The sequence below is a fragment of the Arthrobacter sp. 35W genome, assembly GCF_000482545.1.
Lineage (GTDB): Bacteria > Actinomycetota > Actinomycetes > Actinomycetales > Micrococcaceae > Specibacter.
Genome location: NZ_KI519454.1, coordinates 2,377,230 through 2,393,729, shown reverse-complemented (window position 1 = coordinate 2,393,729; position 16,500 = coordinate 2,377,230). Strand labels below are relative to the sequence as shown.

General features: G+C 61.7%; 15 protein-coding genes. 8 read left to right on the top strand and 7 right to left on the bottom strand.

Annotated elements, in window-relative coordinates:
- Nucleotides 1–30: 30 nt before the first annotated feature.
- Complete coding sequence (locus tag K254_RS0110660; RefSeq protein ID WP_026555346.1) at nt 31–1,437, bottom strand: GntT/GntP/DsdX family permease; 1,407 nt, start codon at nt 1,435–1,437, stop codon at nt 31–33.
- Between the two features lie 204 nt (nt 1,438–1,641).
- On the opposite strand from K254_RS0110660, the gene K254_RS22830 reads away from it, so the two are divergent.
- The 3 genes from K254_RS22830 to K254_RS0110645 all read left to right on the top strand — a co-directional run bounded on the left by K254_RS22830 (nt 1,642) and on the right by K254_RS0110645 (nt 4,166).
- A complete protein-coding gene (locus K254_RS22830) occupies nt 1,642–2,424 on the top strand; it encodes a FadR/GntR family transcriptional regulator (protein WP_231391813.1) in 783 nt (260 codons plus the stop codon).
- A complete protein-coding gene (locus K254_RS22825) occupies nt 2,421–2,987 on the top strand; it encodes a GNAT family N-acetyltransferase (protein ID WP_051389055.1) in 567 nt (188 codons plus the stop codon). The genes K254_RS22830 and K254_RS22825 overlap by 4 nt, the downstream gene beginning before the upstream one ends.
- Nucleotides 2,988–3,059: 72 nt before the next feature.
- Nucleotides 3,060–4,166 (top strand): FUSC family protein, encoded by a 1,107-nt coding sequence (locus K254_RS0110645; protein WP_026555345.1) that lies wholly within the window; start codon nt 3,060–3,062, stop codon nt 4,164–4,166.
- Here K254_RS0110645 and K254_RS0110640 read toward each other — a convergent pair.
- From K254_RS0110640 to hxlB, 5 genes are all read right to left on the bottom strand, one after another.
- A complete protein-coding gene (locus tag K254_RS0110640; RefSeq protein WP_026555344.1) occupies nt 4,109–4,759 on the bottom strand; it encodes a phosphoribosyltransferase in 651 nt (216 codons plus the stop codon). The genes K254_RS0110645 and K254_RS0110640 overlap by 58 nt on opposite strands.
- Complete coding sequence (locus tag K254_RS22820; RefSeq protein WP_026555343.1) at nt 4,756–5,052, bottom strand: PDDEXK nuclease domain-containing protein; 297 nt, start codon at nt 5,050–5,052, stop codon at nt 4,756–4,758. Before K254_RS22820 ends, K254_RS0110640 begins: the two co-directional genes overlap by 4 nt.
- A 265-nt stretch (nt 5,053–5,317) precedes the next feature.
- Entirely contained in the window at nt 5,318–5,890 is a 573-nt protein-coding gene (locus K254_RS0110630; RefSeq protein WP_269209030.1) for a GPR1/FUN34/YaaH family transporter, read from the bottom strand.
- A 210-nt stretch (nt 5,891–6,100) separates the two neighbouring features.
- Nucleotides 6,101–6,724, bottom strand: a complete 624-nt coding sequence (gene hxlA, locus K254_RS0110625) for a 3-hexulose-6-phosphate synthase (protein ID WP_026555341.1) — start codon at nt 6,722–6,724, stop codon at nt 6,101–6,103.
- A gap of 69 nt (nt 6,725–6,793) precedes the next feature.
- Complete coding sequence (hxlB, locus tag K254_RS0110620; protein ID WP_026555340.1) at nt 6,794–7,393, bottom strand: 6-phospho-3-hexuloisomerase; 600 nt, start codon at nt 7,391–7,393, stop codon at nt 6,794–6,796.
- 798 nt (nt 7,394–8,191) lie between these two features.
- Here hxlB and K254_RS0110615 point away from each other — a divergent pair.
- Nucleotides 8,192–8,629, top strand: coding sequence for a MaoC family dehydratase (locus K254_RS0110615; RefSeq protein WP_026555339.1), 438 nt, complete (start codon nt 8,192–8,194; stop codon nt 8,627–8,629).
- Nucleotides 8,630–9,320: 691 nt separating this feature from the next.
- Here K254_RS0110615 and K254_RS26460 read toward each other — a convergent pair.
- Entirely contained in the window at nt 9,321–9,464 is a 144-nt protein-coding gene (locus K254_RS26460; protein WP_155848502.1) for a glycoside hydrolase family 15 protein, read from the bottom strand.
- A 635-nt stretch (nt 9,465–10,099) separates the two neighbouring features.
- On the opposite strand from K254_RS26460, the gene K254_RS0110600 reads away from it, so the two are divergent.
- The 4 genes from K254_RS0110600 (at nt 10,100) to K254_RS22810 (ending at nt 16,278) form a co-directional block, all read left to right on the top strand.
- The gene (locus K254_RS0110600; protein WP_026555338.1) at nt 10,100–10,396 is read left to right on the top strand and encodes a putative quinol monooxygenase; all 297 of its coding nucleotides are present in this window, start codon (nt 10,100–10,102) and stop codon (nt 10,394–10,396) included.
- Between the two features lie 65 nt (nt 10,397–10,461).
- Nucleotides 10,462–11,865, top strand: a complete 1,404-nt coding sequence (locus K254_RS0110595; protein WP_026555337.1) for an LLM class flavin-dependent oxidoreductase — start codon at nt 10,462–10,464, stop codon at nt 11,863–11,865.
- 390 nt (nt 11,866–12,255) lie between these two features.
- Nucleotides 12,256–15,552: an ATP-binding protein gene (locus tag K254_RS25330; protein ID WP_081710010.1), complete on the top strand. Its 3,297-nt coding sequence runs from the start codon at nt 12,256–12,258 to the stop codon at nt 15,550–15,552.
- A 192-nt stretch (nt 15,553–15,744) separates the two neighbouring features.
- Nucleotides 15,745–16,278 (top strand): riboflavin kinase, encoded by a 534-nt coding sequence (locus tag K254_RS22810; RefSeq protein ID WP_081710009.1) that lies wholly within the window; start codon nt 15,745–15,747, stop codon nt 16,276–16,278.
- Nucleotides 16,279–16,500 lie beyond the last annotated feature (222 nt).

The window sequence follows — 16,500 nt, the reverse complement described above, 5'->3', positions numbered from 1 at the left end:
CTGCTGCCCGGAGCTGTCGACAACGGCCACCTAGATCACCACCGAAAGCAACATGACGAAACCGAAGCCGACCACCGAGATGGCCGTTTCCATCACGGACCACGTCTTGAAGGTCTGCCCGACGGTCAACCCGAAGAGCTCCTTGACGAGCCAGAAGCCGGCGTCGTTGACGTGCGAGAGGAACAGTGAGCCGGCACCGACGGCCAGCGCGAGCAGGGCCAGATGGGTCGGCGGGAGGCCCAATGCCAGCGGAGCCACAATGCCCGCGGCGGTGATGGTGGCCACCGTGGCAGAGCCCGTGGCCAAGCGCAGGGCGACGGCGATCAGGTAGCCCAGCAGCAGCACGGAGAGGTTGGCGCCGGTGGCCCATTTGGCCACGGCATCTCCCACGCCGGCGCCGATCAGCGTCTGCTTGAAGCCTCCGCCGGCTCCCACGATGAGGATGACGGCGGCAATCGGGCCCACGCTGTCACCAATCTTGGTGCTGAGCTTGTAGCCCCTCAGCCCGACGGCGTAGCCGAAGGTGACGAGGGCCAGCAGCACGGCCAGGGTCATGGCGACCAGCGGCTGGCCGATGAAGTCAAAGAAGACGCGGACGGCGGGCGGGTTTGCCGCATCGGGGTAGATGATGTCCACCAGCGCCTTGGTGAGCATGAGCACCACCGGGAAGATGATGGTCAGCACTGTCACCAGGAACGAGGGCTGGCGCTTGACGTCCGGATCGGCACCTGTGTGGGTGGTGTCCACACCCCCGGCGAGCTTGGGGGCGCCCACGGGCACCCACTTGGCGGCCAGGATGGAGAACAGCGGTCCACAGATGATGACGGTGGGCACGGCAACCAGCAGGCCCAGGGCCAGGGTGATGCCGAGATCGGCGTTCAGCGCCGAGATGGCAATCAAGGGTCCGGGGTGCGGGGGTACGAGGCCGTGCAGGACGGACAATCCGGCCAGTGCAGGGATGGCGATGCGCATCAGCTTGGTGCCGGAACGCTGTGCGACCAGGACGATCACCGGCAGCAGCAGCACCAGGCCGATTTCAAAGAACATCGGGAGCCCGATGATCACGGCAACCAGGGCCATGGCCCAAGGGACGGCAGCGCCGGACACCTTGGCGAGCAAGGTGTCCACCACGCGGTTCGCGCCGCCGGAATCCGCCAGCAGCTTGCCCAGCATGGCGCCCAGGGCGATGAGCAGGCCGACTTCCTGCAGCACCGAGCCGACGCCGGTTTCAAAGTTCTTGACGACTTTGCCGAGCTCAACACCGGAGGCGATGCCCACAAAGGCCGACCCGAGGATGAGTGACAGGAACGGGTGCATCTTTGCCTTGACGATCAGCAGGACAATCAGGGCGATGCCGATGGCTGCCACGACCACCAATTGGGTGTCATGGGTTGACCACGGCTCCGACGCCGCAGTCAACGTATCGAATGGTTTCACGAATGGATCCTTAGCTGGTCTGGAGCCAGAGAGATGGCTCGGAGCGTCCGGCCACGTTGGCAGACTGCTCCGTAAAGACTTGTGTGGGCAAGATTACGGAGTAAATATGATTTATTCAAGCAATGTGACGAGTAAGGCCTATTTATGGCCTGGATCACAGGGAAGTCATCGGATGAAGTCCGGTCCGGCGATAGGATGGGGGCCTTGAACAGCGATCCGGTGCAGCGCCGGGAAAGGGTGGCCATGGCAACGATGCCGGCAAAGGTGCACAGCCGCCACAACAGATTTGTCGAGATGATGGGGCAGCAGATCACCGCGGGGGAGCTGCCTGAGGGAGAGGTGCTCAAATCCGAGGAATTGGAGGAGCGGTTTGCCAGCTCCCGCTCGGTGGTGCGCGAGGGGCTCCGCGTGCTGGAAACGCTGGGCATGGTTGCCTCGCGCCGCAATGTGGGGGTTTCCATCCTGGGGTCCTCGAGCTGGAATGTCTTTGATCCGCAGCTGATCCGCTGGCGGCTGGCGGGCGCCAACCGCCAGGCGCAATTGCAGTCCCTGACCCAGCTCCGCTCCGCCGTCGAACCGCTGGCGGCAGGGTTGGCGGCCCGGGCGATTTCCGTGGCCGACGGCAGGCGGCTGATGAAGATCGCCGGTGAGCTCGTCGCCACCGGCAACGCCGGAGATCTGGAGGCATTCCTTGCGCTGGACATCGAGTTCCATTCCCTGATCCTGCAGGCCTCGGGCAATGAGATGCTCTCGCATCTGGACTCCGCCGTCGCCGAGGTGCTGGCCGGCAGGACGCACCACGGGCTGATGCCCGACAAGCCCCGGCAGGAGGCCCGGCACCTGCACTACGTGGTGGCGGACGCCATCCAGCGCGGCATGGCCGCTGAGGCCGAGGCCGCGATGCGTGGCATTGTCACGCAGGCCGGGGACGAGATGGCCACGGCGATGGTCGGTAGTGCAGAGCCCGGGGGAGCGCCCGGCGCGTGAGCGCATCCTTCTTTGCCCCGTACCAGCCAGGTTCCTCCTCCGCGGCCCTGCCGCCCGGCGTCGTCCTCCGTCCCGCAGATCTGGATGACACCGGTGCCCTGGCCGGCATTGAGGCTGCCGTCCGCGGGGGAAACATGGACTTGTGGCGGACGGCCATGGAACAGGCGCTGCTGAGGCCGCGGTCCGCAGTCTTCGTCGCCTGCGCCGATGCAGTTCCCGTGGCGTACGCCAAAGCGTCGTGGTTGGCGAAGGTCGATGACGGCGTCTCCCCGGAGGGCTTCTACCTGGCCGGATGCACAGTCCTGCCGGCCCACCGCCGGATGTCGCTGGGCCGGGCCCTGACGGCCCACCGGCTCGAATGGATCGCCGCACAATCCGACGGCCGGCCCGGCGGCCCGGGAACCGCCGTCGACGCCTGGTACTTCGTGAATGCCGCCAACCAGGCCTCGCTGGCCCTGCATGCAGAATTCGGGTTCGTTGAGGTGGCCCGCGGGCCGCGCTTCCACGGCGTGGAGTTCACCGGGGGAGAAGGCGTGCTGCTGCGCTCATCTTTCGTGGTGTGACGGGCATTATGGCCGCAATCCGGCCGTCTTGGTAAATTCCAAAGGACGGTTGGTAGATAGGTGGTGGTGGACGTGCAGACGATGATGGGGCATGTCCGAAGCCTGAACAGCATCAGCCCGCTGGCGGGGGACCACCGCCCCGCGTTCCGCGTCGCCCTGGGCATCGCTGTCCCGTCCATGGTGCTGGTGGCCCTCGGGCACCCCGAGCTGGTCATCTACGCCGTGCTCGGTGCCTTCACCGGCATGTACGGCCGCACCGAACCCCACCAGCTGCGCCTGCCGCACCAGATCCAGGCTGGCTTGTTCCTGCTGGCCGCCGTCACCATTGGCAGCACCCTCTCCGTCCTGCACCTTGGCCCGTGGTGGCTTGTTGCCGTCCAAACGGCCTTCGCCACGCTGGGCTCGCTCTTCTGCGACAAGGTCCAGCTGCGCCCCAACGGGCCGTTCTTTGGGATCCTGGCCCTCGGGGCCTGCGCCTCGGTTCCGGTCACCATCCCCCTGTACCAGGTGGTGCTGATCTGCGCCGGATCGGCCGCCTTCTCCGTGCTGGTCGGTTTCAGCGGCTGGCTGCGCTCGCGGGCCTGGTCGCCGGGCGCCGTCCGCGTCCGGGTGCCGTGGACCGAGGGGATGCGGCGCGACGCCATGGTCCATGCCGGACGGCATCTGGCGGCGGTGGGCGTGGCAGGGGTCGTCGCCGTGCTGAGCGGCATCGGACACCCGCATTGGGCCATGGCTGCTGCGGCCGTTCCACTCGCCGGGGCCGATATGCCCAGCAGCGTGCACCGCGGCATCCACCGCATCGTGGGGACGTTCCTGGGCCTGGCGGTGGTGGCCCTCATCTTGTTCCCGGGGCCGCTGTCACCCATGCAATACTTCCCGGGCCGCGAGGCGCTGGTGCTCGCCGCCATCGTCGTGTTGTGCCAGTTCCCCACCGAGATGTTCATGCTGCGCCACTACGGGCTGGCCATGGTCTTCTTTACGCCTGTGATTCTGTTGATGGCGCAGCTGGCGATGCCCGTCGACCCCGTGCGGCTGGTGGTGGACCGCGGGGCGGAGACCGTCATCGGCGCCGTGGTGGGCATTGCCGCCGTCGTCCTGGTCCGGCGGCAGAGGCGGCGGCCTCAGGCACCCAGCAGCGCCAGCACCTCGGCGTCGGACGTTTGGCCAAAGTCCCTGTAGAAGCTGCCGACGGCGTTGAACCGGGGCGGCACCAGCGGGCAGACCACCTTGTCCGCCAGCGTCCGGACCTCCTCGATGGCGTCCCAGGACCCGACGGGGGCGGCAGCCACGATGGTGGCAGGATGGGCGCCGCGGATCGCCAGAACAGCGGCGCACATGGTGGCTCCCGTGGCGAGTCCGTCGTCGGCGAGGATCAGCGTGGCCGGCGCGGGCGGCAGCACCGGGGCCGGATACCGGGCCGCCCGGGCCAGCAGCTCCGCCCGCTCCCGCACCGCGACGGCGTCGAGCTCGGCAGCCGTGCAGCCACCGCTCAGCAGCCGTTGCTCAAAGGGTTTGTTGAGCCAGGTGGCGACGGTCCCATCCAGAATGGCCAAGGCACCGAAGGCCGTCTCCCCATGTCCGGGGACGCCAAGCTTGCGCACTACCAACGCCCCGTAGGGAAGTCCCAGGCGCCGGGCCAGCACAGCGGCCACGGGGACTCCGCCGCGGGCCAGGCCCAGAACCATGGTGCCGGGCATCCGCGTGTACCCGCCCAGAGGGCGGGCCAATGCCCGTGCCGCGTCCGTCCGGTCCGCATAGATGCGCGTCGTCATGGAAAATCCCGTGCATCCAGCCTACGCCCGGGAGGCCGGCGGAGCTTGCCATCGACCAGGGCGATGTAGAACTGCAGGTGCCTGATGTGGAAGAAGGTCAGACCGAGGTAGAAGTCGTCGCCGCCGTCGAAGTGCACCTGCCGGCCCGCGACGGCAAACCCGGGTCCGGGCTCGCGCAGGGTCTCGACGATGCGGTCCATGAAGGAGTGCTCCAGGCCGCGTTCGGCGGCTTCGCCTGAGTGGCCGGGGAAGTCAAAGGTGCGGGGGTCCTTCGCGAGCTGTTGGGCGGGCACGGAATCTGGTGCACCACGCTGGTGCACAAAGTTCGACGGCGCGGCGCCGCTGCGCTCCGGCCTGGACGATGAGGGACATTCTGAACAGAACCCAGCCCGACCGCCTCCGCTGGGCTTGTGGGCTGGCCTGGCATTGAAAATGCGGTCGGCCGCTGATGGAAGCCCGCATCAAGCAGAAAAACCCCCGGTGTTCCCGCCCACAGGGGGAGGGAACACCGGAGGCCTGCTGGGTTGTGGCCTCACTCGCCACTCGGGACCGAACTACTCAGCGAACGATCGGACGTCCGAGGGGCAGCCCACGCCCGCCGCTCTGACTCCACATCACGTCGACATAGAAATAGATGGCCACGGCAACAAAAGCGAAGGTAAACCAACCTCCAAGGTTGATCATGCCCGAGTCGCCTTGTACGGTGCCGATCAGGAGCAGGACGAGGGCGATGTCGACGAACACGAGCATAAGGGCGTTGCCCCAGGGCAGACGCAGTGTCACAAGAGTGAGCATCACGAAAATGAACAGCCAACAAGTCAGCCAGAGTGTTTGAGCGTTTACCACCTGGTCAGCGGGAATGCCCAACCACCCATTGATGAGTCCGAGTGACAGCGCGCCATAGGTGGCAAAAAAACCGAAGAACAACACGAAGATGCCAGCTGCCACATTCTGGCCGAGCGCACAGGCCCAGACAGCTGCCACCAGCAGACCAATGGCAGACGCCGCGATGACGGTGGGTAGGGCGGCGGCAGCTGCGCTGGCGGGTACGAACCCGGTGTTGACCAGACCCAGACCGAACGCCCCGGCGATGGCCATGGGGAGTCCGACTATGCCCGGCGCCCCTGCCATCGGACCGATGAGCGGAGCGGATGGGGCTGGGGGAGCTTGGGGGGCAACGGCAAGGGCCGGGTTGTCAATAACAGAAGTGCTAGACATGGCAGAGGACTCCAAAGGCTGAAGGAAGGGTGGAGGAAAAGCGGTCGTGCTTAACACGTGGATTGGGGTCGGGGCGGAGATTGACCCTTGGTCAAGGGTGCGGGCGCCACCGTCAATCGGGGACTAGACGATGGCGCCGCGGAGCAGCTTGGCTGCCAGGGCCGGGTCCTCTGCACCGTAGATGGCGCCGCCGGCGACAGCTACATCGGCACCGGCGTGCTGGACGGCGGCAATGGTCTTGATGCTCACGCCACCGGCGACGGAGAACGGAACGCGGGCCTCTGCACCGGCACGGAGCAGCCCGGTCAGGTCGAAGCCGGGCTTGGCCTGCTCGTCCAGACCGGCGTGCATCTCGACGAACTTCGCACCCAGGGCGCGGACTTCCTTGGCACGGGTGACCTTGTCTTCCACACCGATGAGGTCGACGACGACGCCCTTGTTGTGGGCCTTGGCTGCCTTGACGGCACCGGCAATGGTGGAATCGTCGGCGGCACCGAGCACGGTGACCAGGTCGGCGCCGGCCTTGAAGGCGATGTCGGCTTCGAGCTCTCCGGCATCCATGGTCTTCAGGTCAGCAAAGACAATCTTGTCGGGGTGGGCGGCCTTGATGGCGGTAATGACTGACAGCCCTTCGCTCTTGATCAGCGGGGTGCCCAGTTCGATGATGTCGACGTATTCGGCAACCTGGCCGGCCAGTTCGAGGGCGGCTTCGGTGGTGAGCAGGTCGATAGCAACTTGGAGCTTCATGATGATTCTTCTTTCTATAGGGAACTGCAGTGGGTTGGAAAATGCGGGTATGGAAAGGTGTGGCCCCGGTTATTCGAGGTTGGCGTGCCGGAGCCAGAGCTCCTCGGCCGCTACATCGGTGTTGTCCCACAAAGACTGGAAGATGGCCTCGGTGGCCAGGAACAGCACCTGCTCAAAGAGGGACCCGGAGTACTGGCGGGACACATTGGAGCCGTGGTCGGTCTTCTGTGCGGCGGGGATGATCACCAGTGCGTCGGCGAGCCGGGCCAGCGGCGAGTCAGCGTTGGTGGTGAACGCGGCAATGCGTGCACCGGCCTTCATAGCTGTTTCCGCCGACTTGACCACTCCGGAGGTCGTTCCCGATCCGGAGGCCACCAGCAGCAGGTCCCCGGAGCTGATGGCCGGAGTGGTGGTGTCACCGGCGATGTGGACGGTCAGGCCCAGGTGCATCAGCCGCATAGCGGCCATGCGCAGGACCAGACCGCTGCGGCCCGCTCCGGCGACGAACACCCGGCTGTTCGGGCCCAGGAGGCCTGCCAGTGTGGCGATCTCGTGTTCGTCGATCTTGGCAGCCGTGTCCGCGATCTCATCCCTGACGAGGGACAGGTTGCGGACAATGTCATCTGTGGTGCTGTAGACCCGTTCGGTCGTATTTGCTGTCGGATTCACGATTTGTCCCTTTCGCTTGGATTACTGACCCTGCTTCGATCGGGCGATGGCCAATGGCTTTCATCCATACGTGCGCGCCGGATCAAAAGGCAGGAGCAACTTCATTTCTGACCGCGCCCCTACCATCTCGACGAGGTTGGAAGCAGGTGAACGCGATCCGCAGCACCGGAGTGGGCGATACCCTGGCCGGCTGGCCAAGTGGGCTCACGCACTAGCTCGAGGTCGCGGTTCGTCGGCTAAGCGGTCGATGACGGACCACCCGACAGTTATCAGGCGGACATGTGAAAAAGTCAGGCTGCCGGACGGGCGGGAACGGGGCTAAGAGCCATTGGCCGCCCTACGATTCCACGTACGAATCCCGGGGGACATCCTGCGCAAGCTTCTTTTCGTGTCATATCGACCGATCTTTCTCGCTAGGTAGTGAACTGCGGGGAGGGATAGCCACCGGCAGGGTGCTGGCCATGAACCTGGAGTGTCCATTCAGAGGGAGGATCTAGGCGGCCGCCGGCTCATCGCCAGCCAGCGCGGATCCAACAGTTTCAGATTCAGGATCTACAACACTTCCCCCTCAGTGTGGAATGCGTCACAGGCACCGTGTATCCGTGGTCATTACGGATTTATCTACGGAAGCCAGCACGGATTGACCTGCGGGCGCACAACCGCAATTCTGTTGGGATGCCTCACTCCCAAGCTGAGGCGCTTCAGAGCAAGGAGACGTCCAACCGGACGATCTGGCCCTGCGGCCTTGGTGGGCTGCAACGGGATCGGCAATACCAACACCTACAGGAAAGTCCAGTCATGACTCCGATTCAGACCCGCCCCCGGCCCGCTGTAGGACAAACCGCCCAACGGTCACGCACGATCACGGACGGCGACATCGTGCTATTCACCGAAATCAGCGGTGACCACAATCCCCTCCACTATGATCTGCAAGCGGCAAAGGCCTCCCGGTTTGGGGAAATAGTGGTTCAAGGCGGAGTCACCAGCGCCATCTTGAACGCCGTTGTGGCGGAGGATCTGCCCGGTCCCGGTACGGTGTTCCTGAATGTCAACTGGAACTTCAAGGCACCTGTCCGTCCTGGGGACGTCATTACCGGCCACGTGGAAGTCACGGAAGTGCGCGATGACAAGCCGATTACCAGGCTTAGGACGTGGGTTGTCCGCGACGACGGGACTGTCGTCCTTGAAGGCACGGCTGTCTGTTACACGATGGACCTTTGCGATAAGGACAAGTGATCCTGTCAGCACCGCACTTGTCCCGGTCTTAACTGCCGGCACAATGGTGGGCAAATTCAACGGCGCGCTACTAGGGTTGAACGCCGCGAATTGTGTCCAGCCACCATGAAAGAGCGCTGGGACGGGCTTGTTCCGAACCGAGTTTTCTTCAGCGACCTGATCAAGACCGGAAACTGTCAGAACCCGGCTCGAAGTGCAGCGGTGAGGGGCACCCCGACGCCGCGCCACTAATCTCTGGCCTCGACAGCCAGACTGAGGGTGCCGAGGCCATGAACAGCGACGGCCGCGCTGACCAGGGACAAGGGTGGGATAGTTGCCGGCCATCCGCCTTTCGTTCGTTGCACACTCCTCGCCAAGCAGCCGGGTTCATTGGCAAACCCCACGAGCCAGAAAGAGCACGCGAGGAAAGGATGCTCACCCAGTTCCAGGCCGTTAATGCCACTCTCCGTTCGATAGCGCAGCACAAGGCCGTCGTCTGTCTGAACTTCTTCTTCCGGCCGCGCGACTGTGCCGAGCATGTGCTGGTCGCAGAAGGGAGAAAGCCGGCCTTTGGCATGACTAGCAACGCAGCGTCTGTTTGACCTCCGATATAGGTCTGCGTGAAGGAGCCAGCCCTCCAGCCGAACCCCTCGCGCGCCATCTCTTCACGCAACCGCTCACGGCGATGCTCCCACTTCCTCGTGCCTCTGGATTATCCCTGGTTTCGAACCGCCCGGATCCCGCTGTTGAAGGCAAGCTGCATCATCACCCGGGAGTGGGTGGAGCACTGTGCGCCGCCGCGCATCTCCCAACGGCCCAAGTCCTCGTCATCGAAGTGTCTCTCGAGGAAATCCATGAATTCGCGCTGAAGAGCCCAGGAGAAATGGTCTTCTTCACCCCCGCCATGCGCAGTCTTTCCAACGCCACCACTACCTCGCTGACAACACCTGTCTGGAACTGCGAGGCGCCGGCATTTCCAATGCGAACAGGCTTGGAATTCGCCTTGCCAGGGAGATCGGTCAGCTCGCCGTAAAGGAGTTCCCGGCAACCTCTCCTACCCGTGCAGGATTTGCATTTGCTCGTGATCTCCAGCCCGTGCCCGAAAGGGCCAGTTGTGCCGCCTGAATTGCCTCGGGTTGATGGCCGCGGCCGCTGCCACAATGCCGCCCGTCTCAAAATGCGTGGGGGACTGCCTTGCAGCTGGGTTCTTGAACGCACCGTGGCTTGGATCGCCGCCACCGACGGTGCGTCAGCGGCTACGACGGGCGCCGAAGTCCCCGTAGCCATGGTCCGCGGGACCAGGATCAGAACCGCCGGCAAACAACCAGGAACAGGCTCTGAGGTGTGTCTGATGGTGGACTCCAGCCTGGGTAGGGGTGAATGACCGTAGTGAAATCAGTGTTGAGCACGGATGTAGGGCAGTGCATGTCGAACATAAGTTGGGAAATGTGATCGGCGTCATAGTGGCGCTGAAGTTGATGGAGGCAGATCATGTCGAGTTCAGTTGGGTTGCTAGTGACCCTTGCAGCGAAGCCGGGCAAGGAGAAGGAGCTAGCAGAGTTCCTCAAGGCGGCTCAGGACCTTGTTGGTCGAGAGCCTGATACATCCACCTGGTATGCCTTCCGGATCAATGCCAGCCAGTTCGGAATCTATGACACGTTTCCCCATGAGGAAGGCCGTAAGGCACATCTCGCAGGAAACGTTGCCAAAGCCCTTGGAGCGAAGGCGGATGAGCTTCTTGCCTCCCCGGCGGAGATTCAGCCGGTGGAGATCCTGGCCTTCAAATAGATCTCCGGATCTTGAAATCGTTCTTCAGCACATTCCCCCTTACGTAATAGTCAAAGGATGCAATCATGACCAATGAGCAGAACCCCAAGAAGCGCATGATCCTCAATGCTTTCGACATGAACTGTGTGGTGCACCAGAATCCTGGGATGTGGGCACATCCTGACGACCAGGCCTACCGGCGCACGGACCTCGACTACTGGATCAACCTTGCGAAGACCCTTGAGCGCGGGGGGTTTGACTGCCTCTTCCTGGCAGATGTTCTTGGCTTCTATGACGTTTATGGCGGCTCGCGTGAGTCTGCACTGCGCAATGCAGCTCAGGCGCCTGTGGGGGATCCGATGATCCCGGTGTCAGCGATGGCAGCTGTTACAGAAAGGCTGGGGTTCGGAGTCACGTCTTCGCTGACTTATGAACTTCCGTATTCTTTCGCAAAGACGATGTCGACTCTGGACCACCTCACGAAGGGCCGAGTCGCTTGGAATATCGTGACGTCGTACCAGGCCAGTGCAGCCGTGAACCTGGGGCTCGATGCCCAGATCTCACATGACGAGCGGTACGACAGGGCAGACGAGTTCATGGAGGTCTGCTACAAGCTTTGGGAAGGGTCCTGGGAGGATGACGCAGTGGTTCTCGACAAGGAGAACCGCATCTTCACCGATCCATCCAAGGTCCACGACATCAACCACGAGGGCTTGAACTATAAAGTTCCGGGGGCTCACCTCGAGCAGCCGAGTCCTCAGCGCACCCCTTTCCTGTTCCAGGCGGGCGCATCCTCCCGAGGCATGGAGTTTGCTGGGAAGCATGCCGAGGCCGTCTTCGTCATCGGCACGAGCCCGGAAGAGCTCCGGCCAACCGTTGACAAGATCCGCGCTCAGGCCGCCAAGGAAGGGAGAGACCCCCAGAGCGTGAAGGTCATCGTGATGTTGACCCCGATCACGGCACCGACGGATGAAGAGGCCCAGGCAAAGCTCACCGACTACTACAAGTACGCAAGCTCCGAGGCAGGACTCACCCTCTTTGGTGGATGGACGGGTATCGATCTGTCTTCAGCCCCGGACGACCAGCCCCTGGAGAATGTCGAGAGTGATGCCATCCGGGCAATGCTTGACATGCTGACCCGTGTCGACAGCGAGGTTGTCTGGACGAAGGAACGCCTTGGAAAATGGCTGTCCATCGGCGGATTCAGCTCGTCCGTCGTTGGATCTCCGACAACCATCGCCAACGAGTTGGAGCGATGGATGGAGATTGCAGATGTCGACGGATTCAACTTCGGCAGGGTTGTTGCACCAGGGACAATGGAGGACTTCGTCGATTTGGTCGTTCCCGAACTCCGCAAGCGGGGACATGTTCCGCAGGAAGCGCTCGAACCGATGACTCTGCGTGAACGTTTCACCGGCGATGCTCGACTCCCTGAAGAACACAGCGGCGCCCAGTACAGGCTGGGTGCTACGGCGTCGGTTTCCCGCTAACGTCAGCACACCATTGAGGCGAACCCACGTTCCAAGGACGTCCAGCCAACCCTAGGGTAGGTCGGCTTGTGTGCCACTTTGAGGTGCAAACCTCAAAGTGGCGCAGGCTCACCTCGAGGAAGAAATCCTGGATCGGCTGGAAAAGGTTACTCCAGATTTCCTGATTACGCCCTCAACGTATGTCAGGTGGATTGGCTCGCTGTGAAACGCGAAGGTCGACTGTCACAGGTTTCTTGGGGACGACAAGCTGTGGCGGCCATCGATTTGAGGATCGGTGGCCGCCACGCTTTCCCGGGCCAGTGTACAACGACGTAACTCAAGACCTGCCAGCCCCAGAGAGAGTAGAGTCTAGGGCCAGAGCAACGAGGGCAACTCGGCTTCAAACCAAACATGCATACGGTTCGCCAGCGGCGTGCTTCCAAACACCGGCCGGAACGTGCATGTCACAACAGGCTTAGTGTCTTGGCGACTGCTCGTCGGTCGCTCTGCATGAACCTAGACCAGTCCGATCAGTTCGGAAGACGCATAAGACCGGTTGGGGTCCGGTTGGTTGCAAAATTGAACTGGCACACCCCGGGGGTTCAGAGAGGAATCCATCCAATGCCAGCAGGTTCTACGCAACTGATGCTTGGGTCGCTCCGTGACAGAGGTGTCACCGCCAGGGAGTGGGAGGTGCTCCAGGCAGTTCTTGACCGTCTGACAAACGCGGACATCGCTGCGTCCTTGGGGATCAGCATACGCACCGTGGAGAGTCATGTCTCAAATCTCTTGACGAAGTTCGAGGTCTCTGACCGTTCGCGGTTGGTCGCTGCTGTGCGTGCCCACGAGGACGCGGGTCCGGTGCGAATTGAGGCCCCTCCTTCATTGCTCCGCATGGCCAACGCCGGTGAATTTGTGGGACGCGTTCCGGAGCTCGGACAGCTACACAATGAGTGGGAGGCGGTAAGGGAGGGAGCACAGCGTCTTGTGCTGGTATCGGGCGATGCTGGCATAGGAAAGAGCAGACTGGTTGCAGAGTTCGCCCGGCAGATAGTAGTCAATGACGGCCCATTGGTGCTGCACGGACGTTGCGATGAAGATGTGGCCGGCCCTTTTGAGGCTCTCGGCCAGGCACTCGCACCTTATCTCCGAGCCTGTGATCCGGGACGTTTAGCGGCGGAACTTGGTGATCTGGTTGAAGAATTGAGCAGGATCGTTCCAAATTCCGGCCTTCGTTTACCAAGGACGCCCCTTGATGCGATGAGCTCAGATCCTCACTTTATCCGTTCGCGGCTGTTCGATGCCGTCACTCGCGTTCTCCGTCAAGCATCGACGTCATCTCCGTTGATGCTCGCCGTCGATGATTTGCACTGGGCTCCGGAGCCAACACTCCTTCTGCTCAGGCATCTTATACAAAATGGCCTGCTTGAGCAGACATTAATAGTCTGCACTCTTCGCCAGGGATTTTTTTCAGATGCCTTAATCGACTTCTTGGGTGAGCTGGGCCGCAATGCAATGCCAGTCCAAATTAAGCTGGGTGGATTGCATCGGCTCGAGGTAGCACAGCTGTTGGGTACAGATGTTGGGTCGCCCTTGTCACGGGATGACATCTTCTCTGAACGTCTGGCCTATGACATCTTCTCTGAAACACGGGGAAATCCACTGTACGCCGGAGAACTGATCCGCAGTCTTGGGGAGGATAGCGGACCGAGATCAGCGGGTAATGCAGATGTACCCCACGGAGTAAAGGACATCGTTGCGGCACGCGTTCGGCGGCTTAGGCCAGAGACGCAGACCATGTTGGGGATGGCCGCTGTTTTAGGCCAGGCATTTGAACTAAGCGTGCTGCAACGCCTCGCTGAGGTAGACGATCGGACTCTCCTGGAGGGAGTGGAAGAAGCAACGCAGGCGCAGCTTTTGTATGATGTCACGGGGATTTCTCCGGGCGCTGTTGAAAGCTATGAGTTTGTGCATGCCATCGTGCGCAAGGCAATAATTGAGAGCGTATCGCCAGCCCGGGTGCGTCGGATCCACGCCGCAGCGGCTGCCGCTCTAGAGCAGTTGTTTCCCCACTCCTTGGAAGTGCGGGCAGATGAGATCGCACGGCACTTGGTTCAATCGGGCCCGATTTCAGATAGACAGAATATTGTGCGGTACCTCACGATGGCCGGCAGGGCCGCTCTGGGCAGTTCCGCGGCAGAAGAAGGGCTTCGCTATCTGAATCAGGCGATGGCAATTATGGATACGGCCGACGCCTCAGACCGTGCGGAATTATGGTTTCAGCGCGGTCTGGCGTTGCGGATGATAGGTCGTTGGCCGGACTCGGTAGCCTCGCTGCGCACCGCCCTGAACATCTATGCGGAAATGGGCGATCTCAATGCCATTTCCCGCACGAGTTGCGAAGCCACCCACACTATGTTTTGGTTTTTCCGGATGCAAGAAGCCCGCGATTTGGCAGCTTATGGACTCGAGAGGCTTGGCAGTCACGAGGGCGCAGAACGAGGAAGGCTGCTGGGGGCGTTGTCTTTTGCCCAGGCTTGGAGCGGTGAGTACGACTCCAGTGTGGATAATATCCGTGAAGAGTTGGAAATTGCGTCCCGGCTCGAGGATACGGAGCTTCGCGGGCACGGCTTGGCTATGCGAGCTATGCAGCTTCCTGCATTCCTTGAGCACACGGAGGCGGTCTCAGCCGGATACGAGGCTTTGGAGATATTACGCCACTCCGGTGATGTCTGGACATTGACAAGCATGCTGGGCTTCTTGAACTACACCCTCGTTGGTTTAGGTCGTCTAGATGATGCCCTCGCAGTAGGAGCAGAACTTGCCCCAATCGCGGTTCGGGTAGGCAACTACGCCGCCCAGCAACAGCACACACGTATGAACGCTATGGTCGAGTTCTTTCAGAACGGAAGTCCAGCCGCCCTTGAAAAATTTGCGCGCAAGGACCTCGCCTTCTGTCATGCCGTTGGACTTGCAACGCCTGAGCATTCGCTTGCGTGGCTTGGATTAGCCAAATTTCTCGCCGGCGAATGGGAGGAGGCCAAGGATGCATACTCAGCTGCTCTTGAGACAGAAGCGGAGACGGGCATGGTCGGGTGGGGATGGTCTGCCCTGTTTGAGTTGCTCGCCTATATGGGAGATTCTCAGGCTGCGATGAGTTTGCTTGAGGAGAATCGAAGCACCTTTCCGCAGCTAGGTGGGGCCAACACATGCGGCTCATGGGTGGCGGCGCTTACAGCCGTAGAAGGTTTAGTAGTTTTGGGAGAGTTGGAGCAGGCCGCCGATTTGCTCCCTGCTATCGAACAATGTATTTGGCGTACCGGGGTCGTGTGCATTGAATTCCGAGGCGGTCGCTTGGTTAAGCGTTCAGCCGCAATTGCCGCCGCGGCTGCTGGTGATTGGACTCGCGCAGAACGGTACTTTCGTGAGGCTCTTCACGATGCTGAGAACATCCCCCATGTCGTGGAGCGTGCTCATACATTGAGATTTCACGGGAAAATGCTTCTTCAGACTGGTGATGAAGCATCATCCGATCGGGCAAAGTCTTATCTGCAAGATGCGCGTGCTGCATACGTGAAACTCAAAATGCCTCGTCATGTTGCGATCTGTGATCTAGACATGGAGTCGGCCCATACTGCGAGTAAAAGGACGGGGTCCGCTGATACTGGCCTCTTTGGCTTTCTAACCAATCTGATGTATGGCGAGTAAGAGTAGAGCGAGATCCAGAATGCATGGGAAAGGCTCTTCAGTCTCGCCAGGGGAGCAGGCACCGCACTATTGGGTGTGATGTTCCAAGGAACCTGCACTCCAAGGGGTGTGGCAGGAGTTGTTTATGCACAGCATCGCCAGCCACCTTTATGTCGTCGATCTAACACTTAGTCATTAGTCTAGGAGTTTCAAGTGAAAAAGGAATCAACGAAATGGAATGCTACCTCGCGTCCTCCACGGTCCCCACGGCATCAAAACGGCGGCTATTTCCAGATCACTGGCGTGGTTGAACATGGAGACCAGCGTGGGCGGCTGCTGGGCTTTCCCACGGCCAATATCGCCATACCGCAAGGTGGTGTGAACGATGGCGTCTGGGCCGGCACGGTTCATCTGGGCTCTCAATTTCGCCGCTCGATCTATGTTGCTGCCGTATCGGTCGGCGACCGGCCGACCTACTATTCCAGGGGGCAGAGCTTGCTGGAAGCGAACCTTTTGGACTACAGCGGCGACCTATACGGGCAGACCGTTGTGGTGACACTGCGGACCCTTATCCGTCCACAACGGAAGTTCGCTGGTACGCCTGAGCTCGTGGACAAGATCCAGGAGGACGTTGCCCGTGTTCGCAGCTGGGCTGTGGGAGAAGGCCTGGGTGGCTATCTCCGTGAAGAAGAAGGGACCAGTAATTCCCTTTCGAACCCGTCAGGTGCCGGGCGCCCCTTCCTCTGAGCCATTGGGCATCACGCCCCGCTTAAGGCGCTGGTTGCGCCGATGAGATCCGTGGTAGCTGGGCCGTCCACCGCTTTGACGTCATCACTGTCGCAAGGGAGCGAACCGGGGATCTCAGACCCATGAGGCGTTGGCGACAGAGACAGGAATATCTGTTGGCCTCCTCCCAGGGGAATACCTAACAACCTGGCCGCCGCCCTGTAGGCGGCCACCGGCCACATC